Source organism: Mucilaginibacter pankratovii, assembly GCF_014773265.1.
In the GTDB taxonomy this organism is placed as follows: domain Bacteria; phylum Bacteroidota; class Bacteroidia; order Sphingobacteriales; family Sphingobacteriaceae; genus Mucilaginibacter; species Mucilaginibacter pankratovii.
In genome coordinates, this window is record NZ_JACWMY010000009.1 from 195,599 (window position 1) to 218,059 (window position 22,461).

24 protein-coding genes are annotated in these 22,461 nt (G+C 45.6%); 9 read left to right on the top strand and 15 right to left on the bottom strand.

Annotated elements, in window-relative coordinates; all coding sequences use genetic code 11:
- Window positions 1-153: 153 nt before the first annotated feature.
- Window positions 154-1,833, bottom strand: coding sequence for a lectin (locus IDJ77_RS17910; protein WP_191190353.1), 1,680 nt, complete (start codon window positions 1,831-1,833; stop codon window positions 154-156).
- Between the two features lie 374 nt (window positions 1,834-2,207).
- On the opposite strand from IDJ77_RS17910, the gene IDJ77_RS17915 reads away from it, so the two are divergent.
- From IDJ77_RS17915 to IDJ77_RS17925, 3 genes are all read left to right on the top strand, one after another.
- Window positions 2,208-3,062, top strand: a complete 855-nt coding sequence (locus tag IDJ77_RS17915; protein WP_191190354.1) for a helix-turn-helix domain-containing protein — start codon at window positions 2,208-2,210, stop codon at window positions 3,060-3,062.
- Window positions 3,063-3,269: 207 nt separating this feature from the next.
- Entirely contained in the window at window positions 3,270-4,061 is a 792-nt protein-coding gene (locus IDJ77_RS17920; protein WP_191190355.1) for an alpha/beta hydrolase, read from the top strand.
- Between the two features lie 233 nt (window positions 4,062-4,294).
- Window positions 4,295-5,311 (top strand): LLM class flavin-dependent oxidoreductase, encoded by a 1,017-nt coding sequence (locus IDJ77_RS17925; protein WP_191190356.1) that lies wholly within the window; start codon window positions 4,295-4,297, stop codon window positions 5,309-5,311.
- 17 nt (window positions 5,312-5,328) lie between these two features.
- Here IDJ77_RS17925 and IDJ77_RS17930 read toward each other — a convergent pair whose 3' ends face one another.
- The 10 genes from IDJ77_RS17930 to upp form a co-directional block, all read right to left on the bottom strand.
- A complete protein-coding gene (locus tag IDJ77_RS17930) occupies window positions 5,329-5,892 on the bottom strand; it encodes a DapH/DapD/GlmU-related protein (protein ID WP_191190357.1) in 564 nt (187 codons plus the stop codon).
- A 29-nt stretch (window positions 5,893-5,921) separates the two neighbouring features.
- On the bottom strand, window positions 5,922-6,617 hold the full coding sequence (gene rpiA / locus IDJ77_RS17935; protein ID WP_191190358.1) for a ribose 5-phosphate isomerase A: 696 nt from the start codon (window positions 6,615-6,617) through the stop codon (window positions 5,922-5,924).
- A 114-nt stretch (window positions 6,618-6,731) separates the two neighbouring features.
- Window positions 6,732-7,223 (bottom strand): peptide-methionine (S)-S-oxide reductase MsrA, encoded by a 492-nt coding sequence (gene msrA, locus IDJ77_RS17940; RefSeq protein ID WP_191190359.1) that lies wholly within the window; start codon window positions 7,221-7,223, stop codon window positions 6,732-6,734.
- A 497-nt stretch (window positions 7,224-7,720) separates the two neighbouring features.
- Window positions 7,721-8,575 carry a UDP-2,3-diacylglucosamine diphosphatase gene (locus IDJ77_RS17945; protein WP_191190360.1) on the bottom strand — a complete coding sequence of 285 codons (855 nt, stop codon included), beginning with the start codon at window positions 8,573-8,575 and terminating at the stop codon, window positions 7,721-7,723.
- A 353-nt stretch (window positions 8,576-8,928) separates the two neighbouring features.
- Complete coding sequence (locus IDJ77_RS17950) at window positions 8,929-9,462, bottom strand: DinB family protein (protein WP_191190361.1); 534 nt, start codon at window positions 9,460-9,462, stop codon at window positions 8,929-8,931.
- Window positions 9,459-10,190 (bottom strand): YjjG family noncanonical pyrimidine nucleotidase, encoded by a 732-nt coding sequence (locus tag IDJ77_RS17955; protein WP_191190362.1) that lies wholly within the window; start codon window positions 10,188-10,190, stop codon window positions 9,459-9,461. The genes IDJ77_RS17950 and IDJ77_RS17955 overlap by 4 nt, the downstream gene beginning before the upstream one ends.
- 24 nt (window positions 10,191-10,214) lie before the next feature.
- Window positions 10,215-10,631, bottom strand: a complete 417-nt coding sequence (locus tag IDJ77_RS17960) for a DUF4279 domain-containing protein (protein ID WP_191190363.1) — start codon at window positions 10,629-10,631, stop codon at window positions 10,215-10,217.
- 1 nt (window position 10,632) lies between these two features.
- Entirely contained in the window at window positions 10,633-10,842 is a 210-nt protein-coding gene (locus IDJ77_RS17965; protein ID WP_191190364.1) for a helix-turn-helix domain-containing protein, read from the bottom strand.
- Between the two features lie 2 nt (window positions 10,843-10,844).
- Window positions 10,845-11,816 carry a DUF2975 domain-containing protein gene (locus IDJ77_RS17970; RefSeq protein ID WP_191190365.1) on the bottom strand — a complete coding sequence of 324 codons (972 nt, stop codon included), beginning with the start codon at window positions 11,814-11,816 and terminating at the stop codon, window positions 10,845-10,847.
- A gap of 178 nt (window positions 11,817-11,994) precedes the next feature.
- Entirely contained in the window at window positions 11,995-12,639 is a 645-nt protein-coding gene (gene upp / locus IDJ77_RS17975; RefSeq protein ID WP_191190366.1) for a uracil phosphoribosyltransferase, read from the bottom strand.
- A gap of 258 nt (window positions 12,640-12,897) precedes the next feature.
- Here upp and uvrB point away from each other — a divergent pair, with 258 nt between their 5' ends.
- The 6 genes from uvrB to IDJ77_RS18005 all read left to right on the top strand — a co-directional run bounded on the left by uvrB (window position 12,898) and on the right by IDJ77_RS18005 (window position 18,777).
- Entirely contained in the window at window positions 12,898-14,925 is a 2,028-nt protein-coding gene (gene uvrB, locus IDJ77_RS17980) for an excinuclease ABC subunit UvrB (RefSeq protein ID WP_191190367.1), read from the top strand.
- Window positions 14,926-15,006: 81 nt separating this feature from the next.
- Window positions 15,007-15,213: a DUF2683 family protein gene (locus IDJ77_RS17985; protein ID WP_191190368.1), complete on the top strand. Its 207-nt coding sequence runs from the start codon at window positions 15,007-15,009 to the stop codon at window positions 15,211-15,213.
- Window positions 15,198-15,458 carry a Txe/YoeB family addiction module toxin gene (locus IDJ77_RS17990; RefSeq protein WP_191190369.1) on the top strand — a complete coding sequence of 87 codons (261 nt, stop codon included), beginning with the start codon at window positions 15,198-15,200 and terminating at the stop codon, window positions 15,456-15,458. Before IDJ77_RS17985 ends, IDJ77_RS17990 begins: the two co-directional genes overlap by 16 nt.
- An 88-nt stretch (window positions 15,459-15,546) precedes the next feature.
- Window positions 15,547-15,795 carry a DUF4834 domain-containing protein gene (locus IDJ77_RS17995; protein ID WP_191190370.1) on the top strand — a complete coding sequence of 83 codons (249 nt, stop codon included), beginning with the start codon at window positions 15,547-15,549 and terminating at the stop codon, window positions 15,793-15,795.
- Window positions 15,796-15,800: 5 nt separating this feature from the next.
- On the top strand, window positions 15,801-16,097 hold the full coding sequence (locus tag IDJ77_RS18000) for a hypothetical protein (protein WP_191190371.1): 297 nt from the start codon (window positions 15,801-15,803) through the stop codon (window positions 16,095-16,097).
- 160 nt (window positions 16,098-16,257) lie between these two features.
- Window positions 16,258-18,777 (top strand): YfhO family protein, encoded by a 2,520-nt coding sequence (locus tag IDJ77_RS18005; protein WP_191190372.1) that lies wholly within the window; start codon window positions 16,258-16,260, stop codon window positions 18,775-18,777.
- A 116-nt stretch (window positions 18,778-18,893) separates the two neighbouring features.
- On the opposite strand, the gene IDJ77_RS18010 is transcribed toward IDJ77_RS18005, so the two are convergent.
- The 4 genes from IDJ77_RS18010 to ku form a co-directional block, all read right to left on the bottom strand.
- Window positions 18,894-19,583, bottom strand: coding sequence for a hypothetical protein (locus IDJ77_RS18010; protein ID WP_191190373.1), 690 nt, complete (start codon window positions 19,581-19,583; stop codon window positions 18,894-18,896).
- A gap of 256 nt (window positions 19,584-19,839) precedes the next feature.
- Window positions 19,840-20,502 carry a hypothetical protein gene (locus IDJ77_RS18015; protein WP_191190374.1) on the bottom strand — a complete coding sequence of 221 codons (663 nt, stop codon included), beginning with the start codon at window positions 20,500-20,502 and terminating at the stop codon, window positions 19,840-19,842.
- Window positions 20,503-20,726: 224 nt separating this feature from the next.
- Entirely contained in the window at window positions 20,727-21,269 is a 543-nt protein-coding gene (locus IDJ77_RS18020; RefSeq protein WP_191190375.1) for a YciE/YciF ferroxidase family protein, read from the bottom strand.
- Window positions 21,270-21,557: 288 nt separating this feature from the next.
- A complete protein-coding gene (ku, locus tag IDJ77_RS18025; RefSeq protein WP_191190376.1) occupies window positions 21,558-22,328 on the bottom strand; it encodes a non-homologous end joining protein Ku in 771 nt (256 codons plus the stop codon).
- Between the last annotated feature and the right edge of the window lie 133 nt (window positions 22,329-22,461).

Here is a 22,461-nt window from a genome sequence, read left to right on the forward strand (position 1 = left end):
CAATAAAACACAGTAATAAGGGCAGTGTGGCGTGCCCATGGCTTCCTTCTGCACAAATAGTTGGGCGTGAGAAGCCCAACCATATCGCTTTAATTTTATTCAAAAAAAAGTGAGCTGCCGGAGTATCAGTTATACCCGGCAGCTCTGATAACCTTACTGGTTTAGTTTAAATGATTCCCAGCCGCCAATAGTGGTGCGGTTGCAGGTCATGGCCATCGTCCCATTCTCCGACGAAATATATTTACCATTACTTCCGCGGAGCGACACCGTACCATCGGCATTGTTCACCCAGTCAAACTGCTCCCAAGGGCCAACGGATGTACGGTTGCAGGTGATGGCTTGTGTGCCGTTTTCTGATGATACATATTTGCCCTGGCTTTGCAGCGCTATTTTGCCGCTGCCTGCACTTACCACGGTAAAATGCTCCCAGCCACCGGCGGTAGCGCGGTTACAATTCATGGCTTGCGTACCATTCTCGCAGCTCACATACAGGTTGTTACTGGAGCCTTTAAACGTTACCGACTGCCCTATAGGTACCGTACCACCACCGACAACAACAGGCTGGGTTGGCCTTGTGGCGGTAAGCCCAATTTGGCCCTTCAGCATTTTACCACCGTCGCCGGTAAGGCGCAGGTAATAATCTGCAGAGCATACGGTACCGTCCTCGTCCAGCGATAAAAAGTTGGAGCCGGCCGGTATAAAGGAGGAGTTTTCTGTTGTTTTAGCGATCTGGTTCCCTTCGTTATATTCGTCAAACATCGAGATATAAAGGCCTTGTGCACCGCCACCTATCAGGTTATAAAATTGCCTCCACATCAGGTCGCCGTGTGCGCGCTGGCGCAATTGCAGGTCGCCGGGTAATACGCATGGCTGGTAATCAATGCCGTTGGCGTTGCAATAGGCCTGGTCGCCAACCTGGGTGTTGGTATAGAAGTTGTTGGCTTCCGTAATGTTGCTTATTTTGCCAATCATCCAGGGCGAGATCATATTCAGCGCGTTGTAGGTAGCCAAAAAGCCGGGCCTCACTTCGGTGGCGTTAGTATCCCGCCAATAGGCAGGCACGCCGCCTATTACGTAACAACCCTGGCTTTTAAACCAGTTAATTACATCCAAACAAACCGCTGCCGACCATGGGTGCCCCACGTCGTTAAACCCAAAACCCCAGATACACACAACCGGCTTGCCGTTCTGTTTAGCATAAGCAGGTGAAGATGTGTAGGCCGCCATTTTATTTGTCCAGTCGGCTTTAATTTCCGATTGCATGTTTGTCCAGTACCCAACATCGTACATAATGTAAAATTTACGTCCGGTTGCTTCTGCGGCGGTTTTTACCTTGGCGGTTATGGCATCGCGCACGGGGCCTTCGCCGCCTGTTGGGTTAAAACGCTGCAGGGCGGCGCAATCAATACCATTTTGCTGCATCCATAAAAACTGGGTATTTACCGTTTGATCTGTAAAAGAGGAGAATAGTTTTGCCGGCTGCCCGTTGTTGAGGTTTGCAAATGCTGTTTGATAGGTACTGGTGTATTCGCGTACATCCGGCCATGATTTTATGCGGATACTGGTTGAGTTTGGCGCCTGGTTATTCGGGTCGGCCCAATGCCACCAGATGTTTATGGGCGAGCCATCGCCAATAGCGGCGAACCAGCCCTGGTAGCCAACGGTTACTTTGCCTACCACATCGCCGGCCGGAGATGCCATAATACTCTGCTTTGGTTTTGGTTTCGAATCGTTGATGTTTAAAGCTTCGCTTACTAATTCCTTTTTTTGGCAGGCGCTTATAGCGCTGATGGCAAGCACACAAATGATGGTGTAAATTTTTTTGATTTTCATAATTAAATGGGTTAATGGTTGGTAAAAGATTGATCGATAAAAATGCGCGTGCCCAAGCTAAGGCGGCCTCAATGCATGTTTTTTCATAAGCGTAATATTGGTTTATTAATACCCTGCACCCGGAGAAGGTACCTGGCAATATTTGGTTAGAGAGCAAATAAAGAGTTGCCCATTAAAAAATACTTAACAAAAGATTAATTAATATCCTTTTGATTAAGTAGTTAGCCGCCTTTGTGTGTCAATGCGCATTTGCCGTTAAATAAACATTGGCCGGTCTCATGGCGGCATCAATTTGAACATTGATGTGTTCACCTGTATTTTTGTTTAGGTATTTACCCGCTATATTTACCGCTACCTTTTCTTAAAACAATAACATGAAGTTGACCATTACAGACAAAAAGACCGGGGGCGACCTGCTGCTGATCAGCGGCGAAAAAGATTTCGACCGGCTGTTTTACAGCCGCGATAAAGAGAAGAAGTATTTCACTATAGCATGGAACAAGGGCCCTTTACAGGTGGTGAATATAGATGGCATAGCTTACGATTTTATGCCGGATACGATTCTGCCCCTGATGTTCAATCAATCTTTTAATTTTGAACGGCCGGACGACATTATTGCCTGGCAATTTAACCGCGAATTTTATTGTATTGTTGACCATGATGCTGAAGTAAGCTGTGCCGGTTTCCTGTTTGGGATGGGTGATATCCTTTTCATCAGCCTCGACGGCCCGTACCAGAATAAGCTGAAACTGTTGCTGGAGATCTTTACCCAGGAGCTGAACACGCCCGATCATATCCAAAACGATATGTTAGTGATGCTGCTTAAACGCCTCATCATCATCGTTACCCAACTGGCGAGGTCTAAATACGCCCCTGATGAAAAATTGCAGGATCAGCGGCTTGATATTTTCAGGAAGTTCAACCTGCTTGTGGAAATGAAATTCCATGAAGAACACTCTGTAAATTATTATGCAGGAATGCTGAACAAGTCGCCGAAAACCTTGTCCAATATATTTTCCCTGTATAACGATAAAACACCGTTACAGGTCATTCAATTGCGTATTTTACTGGAAGCAAAACGTTTGTTGCATTATACGCCAAAATCTGTTAAACAGGTAACCTACGAACTGGGCTTTGACGACCCTGCCTATTTTTGCAATTTCTTTAAGCGGCATACCGCTATGTCGCCAAATGAATTCAGGAATAACAAGGTGGTGCCTGCGGCTTGATATAAGTAACATACACGAAACCACCGGGCCGCTGCTTTGCATGGGCCTTTTTGCTTTTATTTAGAGCATATGATGTTTATTTAACCTTTATCATCTCCAATCGGGAAATAATTACAATTCTTCGGGAAGTCTCCGCATTCTCCGGCCCGCCTGTTTGGGGCACCTTTGTATTGTTAAATCATTCATAAAAAAAATAACAATAGCAAAATGAAAACTCCAACAGTAAAAAACAGAATCAAAGGCGCCCTGGTAAATTTGGTATTCACCCTGGCCGTAATTTTTAGCTTTACAACTTTAGCGCAGGCCCAGGCCGTAAAAAATGTTGTGCTTGTTCACGGTGCGTTCGCAGACGGCTCGGGCTGGAAAGCGCTTTACACCGTACTTTCCAAAAAAGGCTACCACGTAACAGTAGTTCAAAACCCGCTAACATCACTGGAAGATGATGTTGCAGCAACCAAAGTGGCATTAGACAAACAAGACGGCCCGACCATTTTAGTAGGCCACTCATGGGGCGGTGCAGTAATCACAGAGGCAGGTAACCACCCAAAAGTTGCAGCACTTGTTTACGTAGCGGCATTTCAACCAGACAAAGGTGAATCGGCATTACAGTGGTTGCAAACTGCGCCTCCGGCACCGGAAAATGGTGTATTGGCTCCTGATGATAAAGGCATTGTTTATTACGACCAGGCAAAATACCACGCTGGTTTTTGTGCCGACATCAGCAAAGAGGAAGCTGATTTTATGTTCGCCTCTCAGGGTGCCTTTTACGCCAAAGGGTTTATTACCCCCATCACTAACCCGGCCTGGAAAAATAAACCAGCCTATGGCATTATTGCTACCGAAGATAAAAGCATCAACCCGGTGATCCAGCATAAAATGTACGAACGGTCAAACACAAAGATCACCGAAGTGAAAGGAAGCCATGTGATATTCATGTCGCAACCGCAAGCCGTAGCAAAAGTGATCATAGAAGCCGCACAGAACGCCACGTCAAAGTAAATTCAGGTTTAATTTTTTGATGTAATTGGCCGCATGCCCCCCGGGGCATGCGGTTTTTTTTATAAAGAAATAGCCTTGTACTGAACTATACCGCTTTTGTGATTTATTATCTTATCGGTAAAATTAAACCTAAACTGATAGCGCGATTTAGCACATGAAGCTATCCCGCAACCGCTGGTAAAAAATGACCCGCCTATTACCGCCGGTAACCTGAATGCTGTGCATATTGCATCATGGAAATCGGGATAGATAGTTTTGCTTCGGCGATGTATGGCACAAGTACGCTCAGCAGCGCAGATGCCATGGAACAGCTTTTGGAACGCATAGTGCACGCCGACCAGGCAGGGCTCGACGTTTTTGGTATCGGCGAGCATCATAAAAAAGAATTTTTAGATTCGGCTACAGCGGTGATCCTGGCTGCTGCGGCAGCACGTACCAGCCGCATCAGGCTCACCAGTGCTGTTACGGTGCTTAGCGCCTCCGATCCGGTACGGATTTTCCAGCAGTTTGCAACGCTCGATCTGATCTCTAAAGGCCGGGCCGAAATGGTAGTTGGCCGGGGTTCTTCCATAGAAGCCTACCCATTGTTCGGCTTCGATCTTAACGATTACGATGCTTTGTTTCGCGAGAAACTGGACCTGCTGTTGCGCATACGCGATAACGAATTCGTAAGCTGGTCGGGCAAGTTTAGGGCTGCTATCCCTAATCTGCCGGTTTACCCGCGGCCGCTTCAGGAGAAAATGCCGGTTTGGCTGGGTGTAGGCGGCACGCCCGAATCCTTTGCAAGGGCAGGTACGCTGGGTTTGCCCTTAATGGTGGCTATCATTGGCGGTAACACCTCCCGTTTTCGCCCGCTGGTTGACCTGTACCGCGAAGCCGGTGCCCGCGCAGGCTTTACGCCTGAGCAATTAAAAGTGGGTTTACATTCCCCGGGTTACGTAGCCGAGACTAATGAACGAGCAGTAAGCGAGTATTACCCTGGTTATGCCGAACTGTGGACCAAGCTGGGCCGCGAACGCGGCTGGCCACCGGTAACCCGTACACAATTTGATCATTTAATTGGTCCGCAAGGTGTTTTAGTGGTGGGTAGCCCCGAGCAGGTTGCAGAAAAACTCATCCGCCACAGCGAATCCCTTGGTGGTGTTGATCGCTTTACCTTTCAGATGGATAATGCCGGGCTTACGCACGAACAACTGATGCGTTCGATAGAACTTATTGGCGAAAAGGTGATCCCACTGGTTAGTAAGTAATCAAGGTTTATCGGCAACTAAATAACCGATTTAATAAATTTCGCAGGAACTCCGCCAAAGATGGCATTATCGGGGACATCTTTGGCCACCACCGCGCCGGCAGCTACAATAGCATTTTCGCCGATGGTAACTCCGGGAAGGATGGTAGCATTGGCGCCAATCCAGGCATTTCGCTTGATAACAATGGGTTTGGTAATTAATGCACGCCGGTCAACCGGGTCGGCGGGATGATTTTCCGTAACGAGGTTCACCCTCGGACCTATTAGCACGTGGTCCTCAATAGTTATACCCCCCAGATCCAGAAATGAACAGGCGTGGTTGATGAAAACATTTTTCCCGATACTGATAAACTTACCAAAGTTGGTGTAAAAGGGCGCAAAAACGGCGGTGGTTTGATCAATTTCGCTTCCAGTTATATCGCTTAGAATTTCGCGGATCTGCTGAATATCGCCGGCGGTGTTCAGTTGCGCGGAAAGCCGTATGGTGCGGGCGACTACCTCGTCTACCTTTGAAAATTCCGGATCGGTGAGCCGGACAAGTTCGCCTGATCTGAGCCGGTCAAAAATATCTGGTTGATGCATTTTTTAATTAAAAGGCTTTATTTATGTGTTCAGTTTAGCCGCCGTGGCAAAATGGTTTTAACGCCATTCTCCCCCGCTATAATGGCTTTGGTAGCCAGGTGATAAAACAAGGAATGTTCCACCACTCCCGGGATCATTTTAACCTGTATGTCAAGTTCCTCAGGTGCGGGGAATTCGTTAAAATAAACATCTACCAGCATGTTCCCGTTATCAGAAATAAGCGCGCCATCTTTTTGGGTACTTATCCGCTGGGTAATAGTAGCAAGCGGGAACAGGGCTGCCAGTTTAGCAAGCACAATTTGCAGGGCTTGCGGAAGGATCTCGATCACCAGCGGGTAAGTGGCATTCAGTTGCTTCGCGAATTTACTTTCATCACCCAGCAGCACAAACTCATCGGCCATTGAGGCCAATATTTTTTCGGTTGTATGGATGCCGCCGCCGCTTTTCAATGCGTTCAGTTCGGCATCGAACTGGTCGCAGCCATCGAAGTATACGTCGAGTTGACGGAGCAGGGCAGGGGGTGTTATGCGCAGGCCCCGCCCGCTTAACAGCTGCGTTGTTTTAAAGGATGAGGATGTAAAGGTAAGTGAGGCAGCATATTCGCATTCACCGGCAATTAAGTTTACCAAATGCGCTATGGTGCTGCCTGCGCCCAGGCCAACGGACTGGTTGGGGCCGATAAGGCCCAACGCTGCTTTGGCTGCCGTTAATTTATAGTCGTTCATGGTATTAGTTTGCGGTTGGACGTTGGGTGTAGTGGCGAAACCCCTCCCTGCCTTTGCGCGTATGTCCGGCGCGCCCCTCCCAGGGGAGGGAATTGAAAAAAAGCCGTTACACAGTTAGCTCAGCGTCCATTCCGGCCGTTCGAAGTGGCAGGTGTAGCCGTAAGGGTTTTTCTGCAGGTAATCCTGGTGTTCGGCTTCCGCGTTCCAAAAAGCGGTTTCAGGCACCACTTCGGTGACAATCTTCCCGGGCCATACGCCGGAGGCATCCATCTCGGCGATCAGTTGGGTGGCGGTTTCATGCTGCGTTTCGTCCAGGTAGAAAATAGCTGAGCGGTACGACATGCCCACATCGTTGCCCTGCCTGTTGCGGGTGGTTGGGTTATGGATCTGGAAAAAATATTCGAGCAGTTTGCGATAGGATATTACAGATGGGTCGAAGATAACTTCGATACCTTCGGCATGTGTGCCGTGATTGCGGTAAGTGGCATTGGGCACATCACCGCCGGTATAACCTACCACGGTGGAAATAACACCCGGCTGTTGCCTGATGAGTTCTTCTACGCCCCAAAAGCAGCCGCCGGCCAATATGGCTTTTTCAGTATTCATATTCTTGTTTTATAATTAAATCGGAGAACCAATAAATTGTTTCTTATTCGAAGTTAAAGAATATTTTGATGAGGGGGAAGTGGAAGAATGGGTTATTGCATGGGGGTGACAGGTTTAGTTTTTTTGGGGAATCCGTTCCGCTCTTGGCCGATGTCTGAACTTGAATTTAATGATTTAGCTTAAGTAAATGCAGCCTTACCATTCTGTACTTTCTATAAATTCTTTGAAATTCGAGTTCAGACAATCAACGGAATCAATTAATCATTAAAATCAGCGGTTCAGAAAAATGCGTTAGGGATTGAAGCGGAAACCCACAGCGAAGGGTGGAGGTGTGCGGCGGCGCGAGGATTTGCAGCGTAAAGCCCGGGCCGAAGGCAACGCCATAGTGGTTAAATATTTGATTGAAAATATTTGCAAAATTTTATAGCATGACGGCTAAACCCCTCCCTGCAGCCGCAATCCCATCGCGCCCCTCCCCAAGGAGGGATTTTTAAACACTACTCCGCTTCCTGCCTAAACCGTTCCAGTAGCTTATTTACATCAAGTTTGGCGTCGAGGTCTTCGGCGTCGGTGGTGTCTTCGTCGTCGTTATCGGTATGGAAGGCTTCGGGGGTGTAGGTGAACACTTTCCATTCTTTATCGTTGTACTCCAGCGCGGTGAGGCTTTCTACCCAGTCGCCGCTGTTGAGGTATAGCACGCTGCCGGTTTGCTCGGTAGATTGGATCTCGCGGATCTCGGCGTGGTGAATGTGCCCGCAAATTACGTAGCTGTATTCTTTCTCCACGGCCAGGTCGGCAGCGGTTTGTTCAAACGCGTTGATGAATTTAACAGCGTCCTTAAACTTAGCCTTCACCTTTTGCGAAAAACTCATTTTTTGGCGGCCTATAGCGGTAAGGAACCAGTTGGTTATGCTGTTGATGATAATGAGCGTATCGTAACCAACGGCACCAAGTTTGGCCAGCCATTTGGAGTGTTGCATGGTAACATCAAACACGTCGCCGTGGAAGATCCAGGCTTTTTTGCCGTCGATATTTAAAACTACTTTATTGAGGAGCTGGAAGGTGCCGAGGTCGAAATCGGTGAACTTGCGCAGCATTTCATCGTGGTTACCGGTGAGGTAATACACGGGGATGCCTTCGGTAACAAATTTAAGGATGCGGCGTACCACCTTCATATGTGTTTCGGGCCAGTACGATTTACTGAACTGCCAGATATCAATAATATCGCCGTTGAGGATAAGCATTTTTGGTTTAATGCTTTTCAGGTATTTCAGGAGTTCTTTGGCGTGGCAGCCGTATGTGCCCAAATGCACATCAGATATAATAACAATATCAACTTCTCTTTTAGCCATTCAATTTGGGGACAATTGTGCAGCCCGGTAAAAAATACCGGTATAAAACAAGGAGATTGCTTTGGGGCGGGCGGTTATTCGTCGTCCTCGTCTTCATTAACCTTTAGTTCGTAAGGGCTCAGATAGAATGCGCCAAGCAGCACCAGCAATCCAACTACAAACAAGTAAGCAAACTCAAAATTCATCTTGTATTGTTTTTACAAATATCCTATTATCAAATGATTATACTGTTAAGACTATGTTAAATGTAAAAGGTTTCATTGGCGGATGCATTTATTTTCTCCACATCGGCGGGGTTATTAACCTTTAGTAAAAGTTGAGTACGATATCTCTTTTTATAAAATGGAATCGAGTTATACAGTTGCCTCAAACGATTTACTTATCCGCACCAACTGCTCTAAATGATGCTGCAGATGTATACGGATAAACTTGAACCATTGTTCGGCATTTAGCATGCCTAAACGCGGGTGTTCCCATTTGGCGCGGAGCGAGGCATCGGGGAGTAATCTGGCGGTATCTTCTATCCGTTTGCGTACTTTGATGATGAGGTTTTTGGCTTCTTCTACCGTGATTTTCTTAGGGGCCATTTTAGCGGCTACCGTCTCAGGCACCTGTACTTTAAAAGGCGGGAAGTTACTGGTAAGCATCATATAATGTCCCCAAAAGTTCATGCCTTTTTTAGTGGGCGGGCAATTGTTATGAGTACAGCGCTCCAGCGCGATGGAGGAACCGAGGCTGGCCTTCAGGATATGGTCGTACACTTCAGAATAACTCCAACCGCCGATAGGTGGGGTGGTAGCGAATTGCTCTTCGGTAAAACCGTCTAATTGCTGGCGGTAGCTGTCTAATGCTGCCTCGATGGCGCGGCGCTCTTTGGCGATGTTCATAGCATTAAAGTTAACTCTTTTAAATGGGTTATTTGTACAGGCACATCCACCGGTTTTTCCAAACCAAGCGGGTTGAAATAAATGGCGTCCATACCAAAACCCAGTGCGCCGCGGATGTCGGCTTCTATGCTGTCGCCTATCATCAGGCTTTCTTCTTTGGTAGTGCCGGCCAGATCGATAGCGTGCTGGAAGATAAGCGGATCGGGTTTGTTTACACCTACCACTTCAGATATGATGATGTTTTGAAAGTATTTTACAAGATCGGTGCCGTTCACTTTTAATGTGGTGGAATCTTTAAACCCATTCGATATCAGGTGCAGTGTATATTTCGACTGCAGATATGCCAGCGTTTCGTGCGCGTGGGGGAAAAGGTTGGTTTTGGTAGGGCAGAGGTTTACGTAGGCATCCTCAAAATCGGCAGGCATCAGGGAGGGGTGCAGGCCCAACTCGGTAAAGGTTGATTTGAAGCGGGCATCGCGCAGCTCGTCTTTGGTGATCTCGCCCAGGTGGTATTGCGCCCAAAGGCGGTGGTTGTGGCGGGTGTAAGTTTCGATGAACAAGTCGGCGGAGTGCAGGCCGATATCTTTTAAATTATATGTGCCGTAGAGCTCGTGCAGGGTTTCCTCCGCGTTTCTGTCGAAATCCCAGATGGTGTGGTCGAGGTCGAAAAAGAGGTGGGTGTATTTTTTTATTTCGGATTTTGGATTTTCGATTTCGGATTTGGGCATGAGGCAAAGTTAGAAGATGTTCTTCTAAAAAACATACAGGTCAATATCAAATTCAATGTCGAGTTCTTTTATTAGTTTATTATATCGCTTATTCAAGTGTACCGATGGTGTGCTTTCACCATTGTCGCGATAAACCATTAAAGCACATGCAAATTCACAGTGGTATTCAGTACAGAAAGTTTTAAATACCTCTTTTTTTGTTTCAATGATATCCAGCAATGCATTCATTTGTGTTTCAAAGTCTGCATGCTTTCCCAAACCACTATCCATCGACCAAAGGTTATTTGTCCATAAAGGAGAAGCCGGATTTTTGGGATTTCGGGGCAGTCCTTTTATACGCACATAGATTGGATTCACGCCAGTCAAAAATGTAATAGCATCGTGACTATTATCTTCAATGTCGGCAATGATAAACCTTAGGTCAATTTCGTTTTTCTTCATATTATTTGTTATCAACAAACTCCAAAATATCTCCCGGCTGGCAGTTTAAAATACGGCATATCGCTTCCAGTGTTTCCAGCCTTACTGCTTTTGCTTTGCCGGTTTTTAGGATGGATAGATTGGCCATGGTAATACCTACTCTCTCGCTAAGTTCTGTTAACGACATCTTGCGCTTTGCCATCATCACATCCAGGTTTACAATTATCGGCATGGTTAAACGGTTAAGTCGTTTTCTTCTTTAAGAGCTTTCCCTTGCCTGAAAGCTTTAAAAAGCAGTAAAAATATAATTCCCGCAGCTAAGCCCGGCCACGATTTGCTCCATACATCCCCATTTAGTACAATATCGCTGGTGAAGTAACTGTTAAACACCAAACGGGTTAGTAAAGTGAGCAACAACATCAGAACCGGGAAGCCTAACAAGCTAAACGCAATAAGCCTTAACCTTTTTACATTATTGGCCGTGAACGACAAGCCTTTGGATACATCTATAATGAACTTTAAAAATGCGGCAATTAAATAAAAGATATAGATAAAAAGCAAAATGCCCAATCCGGTTAATAGATAGGTCACCCCATCTTTTGTTGATGAAGAAACGGGTATCATCATGCAGTTTTCTTTGCTATTATACCTGAACTTTACGGGCACATCTACCCGGTGAACGGTATAGTGGTTGCCATTTGCCATTTTTTCAACCTTATCGGTAACAAATTTACGCACGTACGATTGGCCGCGCTCTACATAAAACTCGGAGGGGATTAATCCCCGATGTTCGGCGGCGCAGGGGTTTAATTTCCAGCCGGGGAGCCTTATATAATATTGCTGCACGCCTTTTGCGCCCGCGAAAAAACCATCTGCCGTACAGGTGTCGCAAAGCTGCCCGCCATCGGTAGCTAAAAACCACCCTAATTGCGCGCCGCCACTACCAAACCACTCGCCATTTTTAAAGCTGCGCGCAACTTCGCTGTTCCGTTTTAAGGCCTCGTATTTATTATGCGGAAGCTCGGTAGAAATATACGGATCGATAGGTTTTAAGTTATTGGTTGCAGAGTAAGAATATGTATCGTGGTTGTATAAGCCCGGTACAGTTGTGTGTGTGAACAGCAGGTAGAATTGCGTTGCCAATAAAACAAACACAATAATAACAGTGGCATTAACGAGGCGGTTGGTATTAAATTTGATTTTCATTGCGGCATAGGATTTGGTTCTGCAATAATAGGTATTTATTGCAAATAAACAATTATTTATTGTAAATCAATAAATAATTATCCCGTATCAATTGCGAGACTCGTTTTTTTAAAACGGCAGGACACATTATCGCCCTACTTAATAAATCCGAAATCGAACATCAAAATCCGAAATCAACCTACACTTTCTCCCCAAACGCCAGATCGCCCGCATCACCCAATCCCGGTACTATATAACTTTTGCTTGTCATTTCCTCATCCACGGCGCAAACCCAAATTTTTGCTTTGGGCAGGTTGGCGCGTACATGTACTATGCCTTCCGTGCTGGCGATAACGGCGGCTACGTGCAGTTCGGCAATGTTGTATTGGGCCAGTAGTTCTTTACAAACATTTACTACGCTTTGCCCGGTGGCCAGCATAGTATCAATCATAATTAAAACTTTACCATCCAGGTTGGGGGTGCTGATGTGGTCCACCTGTATGGTAAAGCTGCCGCTCTTTTTAGTTTTACGGCAGGCGGTGATAAAGGCTGATTCTGACTGCTCAAAAAAATCCATAAAACCCTGGTGAAATGGCAGCCCGGCACGCAATATGGTAGCCAGTACCGGCTGCTGTGCAGGCACGTTTACCTTGCAGATCCCAAGGGGTGTTTGCACTTCGCGGTTTTCGTACTTCAGTGTTTTACTGATCTCGTAGGCCAGTATGGCACCCAGCTTTTCCTGGCTGCGGCGGAAACGGGCACGGTCCTGCTGGCTGCTAACATCGCGCATATCGGCGAGGTACAGGTTGGCAATGCTATCGGTTTTATTGAGGATGAAGGGCATGGTTTTAGATATGAGATGTTAGATATGAGATTTGAGACAGAACACTGTCGCCTTAAACCTTGTTAAAGGTTGCTAAATTGACAGACAATAGCAATCAATCTGTAAATAAATTCGTTTACTAAAAAGCTGCTGCCATAGGGTTGTCATTAACCGGGCGTAGCTTTGAATTGTTGACAGAGGATGGCATGCATTTTAAACTGTTATGGAAGCTAATCTCAAATCTCATATCTAACATCTCAAATCTATACCTTTGTATAAATGGATTTTAAAATAACTTCCCAGTACGTACCTACCGGCGACCAGCCAACTGCCATAAAACAACTGGTGGAAGGCGTAAACAGTGGCGACCCGTTCCAAACCCTGTTAGGGGTAACCGGCTCGGGCAAAACGTTCACCATAGCCAACGTAATTGAGCAAACCCAAAAGCCTACGCTGATACTCAGCCACAACAAAACCCTGGCGGCCCAGCTGTATGGCGAGTTCAAACAGTTTTTCCCGGATAACGCGGTGAACTACTTTGTATCCTATTACGATTATTACCAGCCCGAGGCCTTTATCCCCTCATCAAATACTTATATAGAAAAAGACCTCCAGATAAACGAGGAGATAGAAAAACTGCGCCTGCGTACCACTTCGGCACTGATGAGCGGCAGGAGGGACGTTATTGTGGTATCATCCATTTCCTGCATTTATGGTATGGGTAATCCGGAGGATTTTGCCAATTCGGTATTCAAATTCGCGGTGGGTACACGCATTAGCCGGAATGCTTTTTTACACCGGCTGGTAGAAATTTTATACGCCCGCACCACGGCCGATTTTAAACGCGGTACCTTTAGGGTAAAAGGCGATACGGTGGATATCTTCCCGGCTTATATGGATTTCGCTTACCGCATCTCCTTTTTTGGGGATGACATAGAAGAACTGAGCACTTTTGATATCACCACCGGCAAAACCATCGAGAAGATGACGCATATGGTGGTTTATCCCGCCAACCTGTACGTTGCCCCGCGCGAACGCTTCCAGCAATCGGTTTGGGCCATACAGGAAGAGCTGGAAACCCGCAAAAAACAATTTATAGATGACGGCCGCTTTATAGAAGCAAAACGCCTTGAAGAAAGGGTTAATTACGACCTGGAGATGATCCGCGAGCTGGGCTATTGCAGTGGGATAGAAAATTACTCCCGTTTTTTCGACGGTCGTGAACCGGGGATGCGCCCCTTCTGTCTGCTGGATTATTTCCCGGATGATTACCTGATGGTGATTGATGAGAGCCACGTTACTGTGCCGCAGATCCGCGCCATGTACGGTGGGGACAGGTCGAGAAAGATCTCACTGGTAGATTATGGCTTCCGCTTGCCTGCGGCGATGGATAACCGCCCGCTCAATTTCCAGGAATTTGAACGTTTGGCACCGCAAACTATTTATGTAAGCGCTACGCCGGCAGATTTTGAACTCGAAAAATCGGGTGGTGTGGTGGTAGAGCAGGTGATACGTCCTACCGGGTTGCTGGACCCGATAATTGAGATCCGCCCGGTGATAAACCAGGTGGATGACCTTTTGGATGAAGTTGATAAAACCATTAAAATGGGCGACCGCATTCTGGTAACCACCCTTACCAAGCGCATGGCCGAAGAACTGGCCAAATATATGGACCGGCTGGGCATCAAATGCCGCTACATCCACTCGGAAGTGAAGACCCTGCAACGGGTTGAGATATTACGCGGGTTACGCTTAGGCGAGTTTGATGTACTGATAGGTATCAACCTGCTGCGCGAGGGGCTGGATCTGCCGGAGGTATCATTAGTAGCCATTTTGGATGCTGATAAGGAAGGCTTCTTAAGATCGGAGCGTTCGCTGATTCAAACTATTGGTCGCGCCGCCCGTAACGACAGGGGCCGGGTAATTATGTATGCCGATAAGATAACGGATTCGATGGCGATCACCATGAGCGAAACCAACCGCCGCCGCGAGCTGCAGATAAAATATAATGAAGCGCATGGTATTGTACCAAGAACAGTTGGCAAAACGCGTGAGGAAATTATGGAGCAAACCTCGGTGGTAGACTTTAAAGGCGGTGTGCAGCAAGCCTATGTAGAGAATGAAGCCATGACCCTCGCCGCCGACCCGATAGTGCAGTACATGACCAAAGCCGATATGAAAAAATCGGTAGAGAGCACCCGCAAGGACATGGTTGCCGCCGCCAAGAATATGGACTTCCTGCTTGCCGCCAAGCTGCGCGATGAAATGTTTGCGCTGGAGAAGATGATGGAAGAGAAATTTAGCTAATTTGAAGATTATACGATTTGAAGATTTGAAAATGAAATCTTCAAATTGCCAAATCTTCAAATTGAATGATTAACTTTGAGTATGGAAACATTAAGCGTACATCCTAAAACAAAAAAGCAACTAGATGCTGTTGTTGCCGTGTTAAAAGCGTTGGAGATTTCTTTTGAAACAGACGAAAAGAGTCCCTACAATCCGGAGTTTGTGGCTAAGATGGAGAGGGGCGAGGCTGATATTAAAGCAGGCAGAACCACTACGATAAAGCCGGCAGATATATGGAACTTAGATTAACTGAGCCAGCTAAAGACGATATTCGTTTTTTTGTCAGGTCGGGTCAAAAAGCGATATTAAAGAAAATAGAGGTTTTACTTATAGAAATTGAAAAGCAGCCGTTCATCGGACTTGGTAAACCAGAACCATTAAAACATAATTATTCAGGTTACTGGTCCCGTCGAATAAATCGCGAGCACAGGGTCGTTTATAAAATTGTTGACAATGTTATATTCATAATGTCATTTAAAGGACACTATGAATAAACCCACTTTGCTACGCCCGCCCATCTACAAACTATCCAAACAATTATTACGTTATACTACTTATATTTGTAAGCCAAAATATTAAAAGATGTTACTTAAAGTATTAATCATAATTATTTGTATTCTGTATATCGTGCGCTACCTGTTTAAACTGTTGTTGCCCGCCATATTCAGGAGCGTAATAAATAATGCGCAGCAAAATGCTGCTCAACAGCAAAATTATCAGCAGCCAAAACGGCCGGAGGGACGTATAAAGGTTGATTACATCCCCGAAGGCCAAAAGAGCAAAGTGCCCGATACCGAGGGCGATTTTGTAGATTACGAAGAAATAAAATAAACCTTATGCTGCCAGAGAACTTGTACAAACGGAGGCGTGCCCATGATAACACCCCGCCGCAATTACTGCTCATAGTAACCAACTGTATTGTACTGGCCGTGCTCATATCGCTTTTTTCTACCTGCGATAAGATCAATAACTTCTTTTGGGCGGCAATTGCATTGCTTGCCTTATACAACGCTTACAACATACGCCGCAACCGCGAAGTGTATAACCGCTTAAATACAATAGTTTACATTATCAGCATTGTTGGGATGGCCGTGGTGTTCTACTACATCAATAAGCAACCGCATAACTGTTAATTTGAAGATTTGGGAATTTGAAGATTTGAAAATGTTTATTGGCTGGACATTCTATAGTTCATTTTCAAATTTTCAAATAAGCTCATCTTCAAATTGTCCTATTGTCGTTCAAATTTCTATTTTTGAAGAATATTAGATAAATATCCTTTAAATAATTTAGATGAATAACTGGTTTAAACGTAATGGCATCCACCTTGCTGTTATTGGAATTTTTTTAGCTATATGCTTTTTCTACCTTACCCCTTCATTCCAGGGTAAAACATTAGGGCAAAGCGATGTTATCGGCGCGCAATCCACCCAAAAAGAAGTAAACGATTACCGCGCCAGGGATACCACCATCCTTTGGACCAACCAGATATTCGGCGGGATGCCCGCTTTCCAAATTTGGGCACCATACCCGAATAACATTACCACGCATGTGGTTGATGTTATCAAATCAACCTTCCCTAACCCGGTAGATACGCTGCTGCTGCTTTTATTGGGCACTTACTTTTTATTCATCGTATTAAAAATGAACCCCTGGCTGGCAGCTGCCGGCGCTGTGGCGTTCACGTTCTCCAGTTATAATATTATACTGCTGGTAGCGGGGCACTCCAATCAGGCCTTCGCCATAGCGTTCTTCGCGCCTATAATAGCCAGTATCATCATGACGCTTAGGGGGAATTACCTCAGCGGCTCGGCTTTGGCAGCGTTTTTCCTGGCGATGGAGATCCGCTCCAACCACATCCAAATGACCTATTACCTGCTGTTATCTATCATCATTTTAATGTGCATCGAATTATTCCATGCCATTAAAGGGAAAAAAATGCAGCCTTTTTTAAAGGCGCTTGGCTTTTTGGCCGGTGCTACTTTACTGGCCATAGCGGTAAATGCTTCCATCCTTTGGAGCACTTATGATTACGGTACCGAAACCATCCGCGGTAAATCCAACCTTAAATCTACCACACAGGAACCAAGCACCGGTTTAGATAAAGAATATGCTTACCAGTGGAGCCAGGGCGTTGGCGAATCGTTAACGTTTTTGGTGCCTAATGCCTACGGAGGCGCGCTGCCAAGTGCGGAGCCCATAAGCGAAGACGCTGCAACCGTTAAGGTATTTACCAATAAAGGCATCCCGCAAGACCAGGCCACGCAGTACGCTCAGCAAATAACCTCGCAAATTATACCGCTGTACTGGGGTACCAAACCGGGTACATCGGGGCCGTTTTATTTTGGCGCGGTAATTTGCTTTCTGTTTGTATTGGGCCTTATCATTGTTCGTAACCGCTTAAAATGGTGGTTGCTGGGCACGGTGCTACTTACACTCTTCCTGTCGTTTGGCCGCAACCTGCCGTTCCTTTCAGATATTTTCTTCAACTACTTCCCGCTGTACAACAAATTCCGCGCGGTAGAATCCATACTGGCGGTTGCCAGCCTTTGCTTCCCTATACTGGCTTTACTGGCCGTACAGGAAGTTATTGAGAACCCGGATAAAAAGGCCATCACCAAAAAACTATACATAGCCGGTGGCATTGTGGGCGGGCTTACCCTCATCCTGATAGCGGTACCAACCGTATTCCTTAGCTTTAGAACAGATAACCATACAGATATGGTTAACTACCTGGCCCAGGCGCTTAAAAACGATACCACTACGGCCAACGAGGTGGGTAAAGCCGTTATCAGCGACAGGATGTCGCTCGAGCGTGCAGATGCCATCCGCACTTTTATATTTCTGCTGATAACTTTTGGGCTTTTATGGGCATTTATCACCAATAAAATAAAAGCGCAGATACTATCTATCATTCTATTTGTGATTGTGCTGGTAGATATGTGGCAGGTAGATAAGCGCTACCTTAAAGAGAGCAGTTTCCAGGATAAAATAGAGGCTGCCCAGGCGGTTGCGCCAAGGGAGGTTGATACCTTTATTATGAAGGATACCGACCCTGATTTTAGGGTGTTTGATTCCGGCCAAAATATCAGGTACGATGTTACAAACCCTTTCTTCCACAAAACGGTAGGTGGCTATTCGGCTGCCCGGTTAAAAAGAATTGAAGAACTGATAGATAACCAGTTTACCAAAAGCATTAACCAGGATGTGCTGGATATGCTGAACACAAAGTATATCATCACCACAGATCCCAAAACAAATAGCAGCCGCCTGCAAAATAACCAAACCGCCTGCGGCCATGCCTGGTTTATAAAAAGCGTTAAATACGTTAAAAATGCCGACGAGGAAATGCTGGCCATCAGCAGCTTCGCACCGAAGGATGAGGCGATGGTTGATCAGCAATACAAATCAATTGCCGAAGCAAGGCCATTAGCTATAGATACCAGCGCAACTATTAAGCTGGTTAAATACACGCCCGATCATTTAACTTACCAAAGCAGCTCGGCAACCAACCAGGTGGCTATTTTCTCGGAGATCTACTACAAAAAAGGCTGGAAAATGCTGATAGATGGTGCAGAGCAACCGTACTTCCGTGCCGATTATTTACTGCGTGCGGCAAATATCCCTACCGGGAATCATAAAATCGAGTTCATCTTCCACCCGGCATCGTATTACACCGGCGAAGGTATCTCGTTAGCAAGTTCGATATTGCTGGTGCTTGCCCTGGGCGGCGCGCTATTTGCCGAACTGAAAAAGAAGAAGCCGGAACCAAAGCCCGTTGCTGCAAAAGCAGAGACTAAAAAATCGAAGTAATAAAGGCAATATTATAATAAAAAAGAGCGGTGGGTTTAAGATCCATCGCTCTTTTTATTTGTATCTGCCTACACCGGCGTGCAACTTTGAAAGTTCTATGTAAGGTGCGTGAGGTGTTAGTTTGTGGTTTTGATCTCGTTGCTTTTAATATCGTAACTTAAAATACGAATGTGCCCAAGGTCGGTACCGTCAGCCTGTACACCTATGTTTTCTATTACACCAACCCCCATTTGTATGTAGTAATCGTAAGTAGCGAAGGTTTGAAAGCCGCTGCCTTTATCCTGCTGTAACTGCATTTGTGTATGTCTCACCCGGGGGAAGGTTATCCCACTAACAACTTTGGTAATGCTATCCTCTAATACCTTGCCTACCAAACGGGCCGGAACGCCCTCTAATAAACCACTATCGGTAATTTTAGCTGTCCAGCTTTGGCCCGCAGTGAGCGTATCTACCAGGTACTGGATCTCCACATTATCATTGTATTTGGCAAAAAACTCTCTTACAATTATTACATGATTATCAGCATAAAAATAATCATCGCCCCTGTTTCTTTTAGATTCGCTGTAAACCGTATGATAGGTTAACCCATTGATAACAGGTTGTTCGCCGGTAACAAGAAGTACGGCTGTATCGGTAAGGCTACCTTCAACTTGCTTAACATATTGCCAATAGCTGCCTGTACCCAGCGGTTGAAAACTGGCCGACCAGTCTTCTTTCGGCGGCGGGCCAAAAATAGGCGGATCTAACTTACAGGCTTGTGTAAATAAAGCTAAAAGCCCAAAAAATATAAGTAACTTTCTATTCATACGTGTTTTAATACAATACGGAAAATACCGCCTTTTGGTTTGCTGCTGCAAACGCGGGTGTAAACCCTTTCATTTGAAGCATTTGGTTGCAAAGATATTAATACAAAACTAATGCCCAACCCCTATTAAGCGGGCCGGGCATTAAGTAGTCCAAAAAAAACTACGGATTTATTTTAATTTTATGTTTTTTGGGACAAGTAGCATTGCTGCCTTACTGGCTATCAGGGTGATAGCGAAGATTGCAGTGCTTGTTTTGTTATTTAATGTTGTGACTGAACAACTCCGATTTACTCAGTTGGTTGCCATCGTAGCTGGTGTAAATAGCCACCACGCCAATATTTTTGGCTACATAAAAATCAAAAGTAAATACGGTGGTAAACACGCCGCCAATTTTGCTTTGCAGTTCCAGCTTAGAATGGATAACGTTATTATAGGTTTTACCCAATATGGTTTTGCTGATGTTTTTCTCTACTATAGTACCTTTCAATTGCGACTCGGGCCCTTCTGATACCGTTAAAGGAGTGGTCCAGGTGCCGTTTACAGATGTTTCTTCGTTAAGATAAGGCAGTTCAAGCTCTGCATCAGCTTCTGCGTTAAAGCTATGGTTGTAATAAATATGGTTGGTAAAGCCAAAGTAGGTGCTTTCGGTTTCGATACCGGTAACTGATGTAAGTTTATGAAAGGTTTTACCGTTGTAAACTTTGGTGGCGGCTGTCATGGTGTTTACGGTGGTATCTAATTCCGCATCGCCGATGTCGCCAATAGCGAAGGTTTCGTTGCGGTAACTCCAGGTAGAGCCTGTAGTTACGGGCTGGTAAGTGCCGGTGGCGTCATCGCCGGGTTGGTTTGAGTTGTCTTTTTTGCAGGCACTGAATAATATGGTGGTTATTGCTACCAGGGTTAGGATGTACTTTTTCATGGTTTGTAAAAAATAATAAGGCCTTTGGCCATTTTGTAAATTGTGAATAGATGTTTATTAAATAAAACGCCGCCTGCATGGTACCTATGCTTTGCAACATTTTGATTACATTGACGAAGACATAGGTGTATCCGTTACACCATAGTTAAAATTTTCTACAAACAAAAAAGGGCGGCCTTTTTACAGGCCACCCTTTTTACATAGTGCTAATTTGAATCGTTTAATTATTCTTTTTCGGTTTTGGCGGTTTCGTTAATACCGCCTTCGGCTATCTGGGTAAGCAGGCTGTCGCAATTTTTTTCCTCATCAAGGGTGGCTTGCAAAAGTTCGGCAGCTTCGGTATAGCCCAAAGTAAGTGCCAGGGTACGCAGTGTGCCGTACGATGCAATTTCGTAATGCTCAACTTTTTGCGCTGCAGATATAATACCTGCATCGCGGGTTAAGCTGCCCTTTTCGGTTTCGCTTACAATTTCGTCCGCTTCTTTTAACAGGCCGGCCATTGCTTCGCATTTAACCGCTACAGCTTTTTCATCTATGGATGCAAAGGCGCTCTCGAGGCGGGTAATATGATTTTCAGTTTCAGCGATGTGCGTTTCAATCGCGCTTTTCAATTCATCAGACGTTGCGGCTTTTACCATTTTCGGCAAAGCTTTCACCAGGTGTTTTTCTGCCCAGTAGATGTCCTTCAGTTCATCTAAAAATAATTCATTCAGTGCCGAATCTTCAACCACATTGGTGGTTTCGGGTGCTTTTTTTGTAGTTGCCATGTTGGTAGAGTTTTAATGTTTGTTTGTACTCTATTAACACAACAATCAGTGATAGGTTTTAGTTGTTATTTAATTATTTAATTATAACGACTTATTTCGGAAGGTAGAGGTCATAGCATGTGGTTGAAATCAAATCCGTCATGCAGAATTTATTTCGGCACCCCATATGCAAGGTAGCGCATGTGCAAGGCGGGTTGGCGTGGTGGCGACTTTTATAATGGGGTGTTGAAACAAGTTCAACATGACGTGATATGTATTGTTATCCAGGTTTCAAAACCATCGCTATTATTACGCCCCCTTCTTCACCTTCAGGCTGCTCATCAGCTGATCGTACAGGTCGTCGCTGCTGGTTTTGTGAGGTTTCAGTTTTTTAACGGTAGCGCGTTTACCTTTGGCCTTGGCATGGATGATTTTTAGCAACTCATCGTTGTATTCGTCTTTGTACTTGGATACATCAAAATCCTCGGCATACTGGTTAACCAGGGCGAGGCCTACGTCCAATTCTTTCTTGCTTACCGTTACATCATCAGCAATGTTCAGGTCGTCTGTATCGCGGATCTCCTGCCCAAAGCGGATGCGGGTAACCACCAGCACATTTTTTTGCGGGTGTACAATACACAGGCTTTCGGTACTGCGCAGTACAAAGCGCGCCAGTCCTGCTTTTTTTGATTGCTGCAACGCTTTTAATAGCAGGGCATAGGCCTTGTTGTTTTTGGTATCGGGCTCGGTGTAGTAGCTGGTTTCGTAAAACATGGGGTTTACATCGGCCAGTTCTACAAAGCTTTCAATTTCTATTACCTTGCTTTTTTCGGGTGCGGCATCTTCAAAATCCTTGGCGTCTACTATCACGTAATCGTCGTTCAGCTTATAGCCTTTTACAATTTTATCGTAGGGCACTTCCTTGTGCGTGTTCTCATTCACCCGCTGAAAGCGGATCTTGGCATGATCGCGCCCATCCAGCATATCAAGGTCCAGCGTGCTTTTTTGCACCGCCGAATACAGTTTAACAGGGATGCTTACCAACCCAAACCCAAGCGAACCTTTCCAGATAGATCTCATTAATACAGCAATTTAGTACCGGATATAACCAACAAAAGCGGGAAGGGTTTTAGTATGAGGAGATTAAGATGGAATCTTACGTATTATACTAAGGGTGGCTAAGCTGCTTTGGGCAATTTTGCGGAAAACCGCA

Bases quoted from the DNA above. Each gene is read 5' to 3' on its own strand.
- IDJ77_RS17920 (WP_191190355.1), top strand. From the start codon at position 3,270: ATGAAAACTCCAACAGTAAAAAACAGAATCAAAGGCGCCCTGGTAAAT.
- IDJ77_RS17925 (WP_191190356.1), top strand. From the start codon at position 4,295: ATGGAAATCGGGATAGATAGTTTTGCTTCGGCGATGTATGGCACAAGT.
- IDJ77_RS17990 (WP_191190369.1), top strand. From the start codon at position 15,198: ATGGAACTTAGATTAACTGAGCCAGCTAAAGACGATATTCGTTTTTTT.
- IDJ77_RS17950 (WP_191190361.1), bottom strand. From the start codon at position 9,462: ATGAACATCGCCAAAGAGCGCCGCGCCATCGAGGCAGCATTAGACAGC.
- ku (WP_191190376.1), bottom strand. From the start codon at position 22,328: ATGAGATCTATCTGGAAAGGTTCGCTTGGGTTTGGGTTGGTAAGCATC.
- IDJ77_RS18000 (WP_191190371.1), top strand. From the start codon at position 15,801: ATGCTGCCAGAGAACTTGTACAAACGGAGGCGTGCCCATGATAACACC.
- upp (WP_191190366.1), bottom strand. From the start codon at position 12,639: ATGCCCTTCATCCTCAATAAAACCGATAGCATTGCCAACCTGTACCTC.
- IDJ77_RS18020 (WP_191190375.1), bottom strand. From the start codon at position 21,269: ATGGCAACTACAAAAAAAGCACCCGAAACCACCAATGTGGTTGAAGAT.
- IDJ77_RS17965 (WP_191190364.1), bottom strand. From the start codon at position 10,842: ATGCCGATAATTGTAAACCTGGATGTGATGATGGCAAAGCGCAAGATG.
- IDJ77_RS17960 (WP_191190363.1), bottom strand. From the start codon at position 10,631: ATGAAGAAAAACGAAATTGACCTAAGGTTTATCATTGCCGACATTGAA.
- IDJ77_RS17930 (WP_191190357.1), bottom strand. From the start codon at position 5,892: ATGCATCAACCAGATATTTTTGACCGGCTCAGATCAGGCGAACTTGTC.
- IDJ77_RS17995 (WP_191190370.1), top strand. From the start codon at position 15,547: ATGTTACTTAAAGTATTAATCATAATTATTTGTATTCTGTATATCGTG.
- IDJ77_RS17945 (WP_191190360.1), bottom strand. From the start codon at position 8,575: ATGGCTAAAAGAGAAGTTGATATTGTTATTATATCTGATGTGCATTTG.
- uvrB (WP_191190367.1), top strand. From the start codon at position 12,898: ATGGATTTTAAAATAACTTCCCAGTACGTACCTACCGGCGACCAGCCA.
- IDJ77_RS18010 (WP_191190373.1), bottom strand. From the start codon at position 19,583: ATGAATAGAAAGTTACTTATATTTTTTGGGCTTTTAGCTTTATTTACA.
- IDJ77_RS17970 (WP_191190365.1), bottom strand. From the start codon at position 11,816: ATGAAAATCAAATTTAATACCAACCGCCTCGTTAATGCCACTGTTATT.
- IDJ77_RS17910 (WP_191190353.1), bottom strand. From the start codon at position 1,833: ATGAAAATCAAAAAAATTTACACCATCATTTGTGTGCTTGCCATCAGC.
- IDJ77_RS17955 (WP_191190362.1), bottom strand. From the start codon at position 10,190: ATGCCCAAATCCGAAATCGAAAATCCAAAATCCGAAATAAAAAAATAC.
- IDJ77_RS17985 (WP_191190368.1), top strand. From the start codon at position 15,007: ATGGAAACATTAAGCGTACATCCTAAAACAAAAAAGCAACTAGATGCT.
- rpiA (WP_191190358.1), bottom strand. From the start codon at position 6,617: ATGAACGACTATAAATTAACGGCAGCCAAAGCAGCGTTGGGCCTTATC.
- msrA (WP_191190359.1), bottom strand. From the start codon at position 7,223: ATGAATACTGAAAAAGCCATATTGGCCGGCGGCTGCTTTTGGGGCGTA.
- IDJ77_RS18005 (WP_191190372.1), top strand. From the start codon at position 16,258: ATGAATAACTGGTTTAAACGTAATGGCATCCACCTTGCTGTTATTGGA.
- IDJ77_RS17915 (WP_191190354.1), top strand. From the start codon at position 2,208: ATGAAGTTGACCATTACAGACAAAAAGACCGGGGGCGACCTGCTGCTG.
- IDJ77_RS18015 (WP_191190374.1), bottom strand. From the start codon at position 20,502: ATGAAAAAGTACATCCTAACCCTGGTAGCAATAACCACCATATTATTC.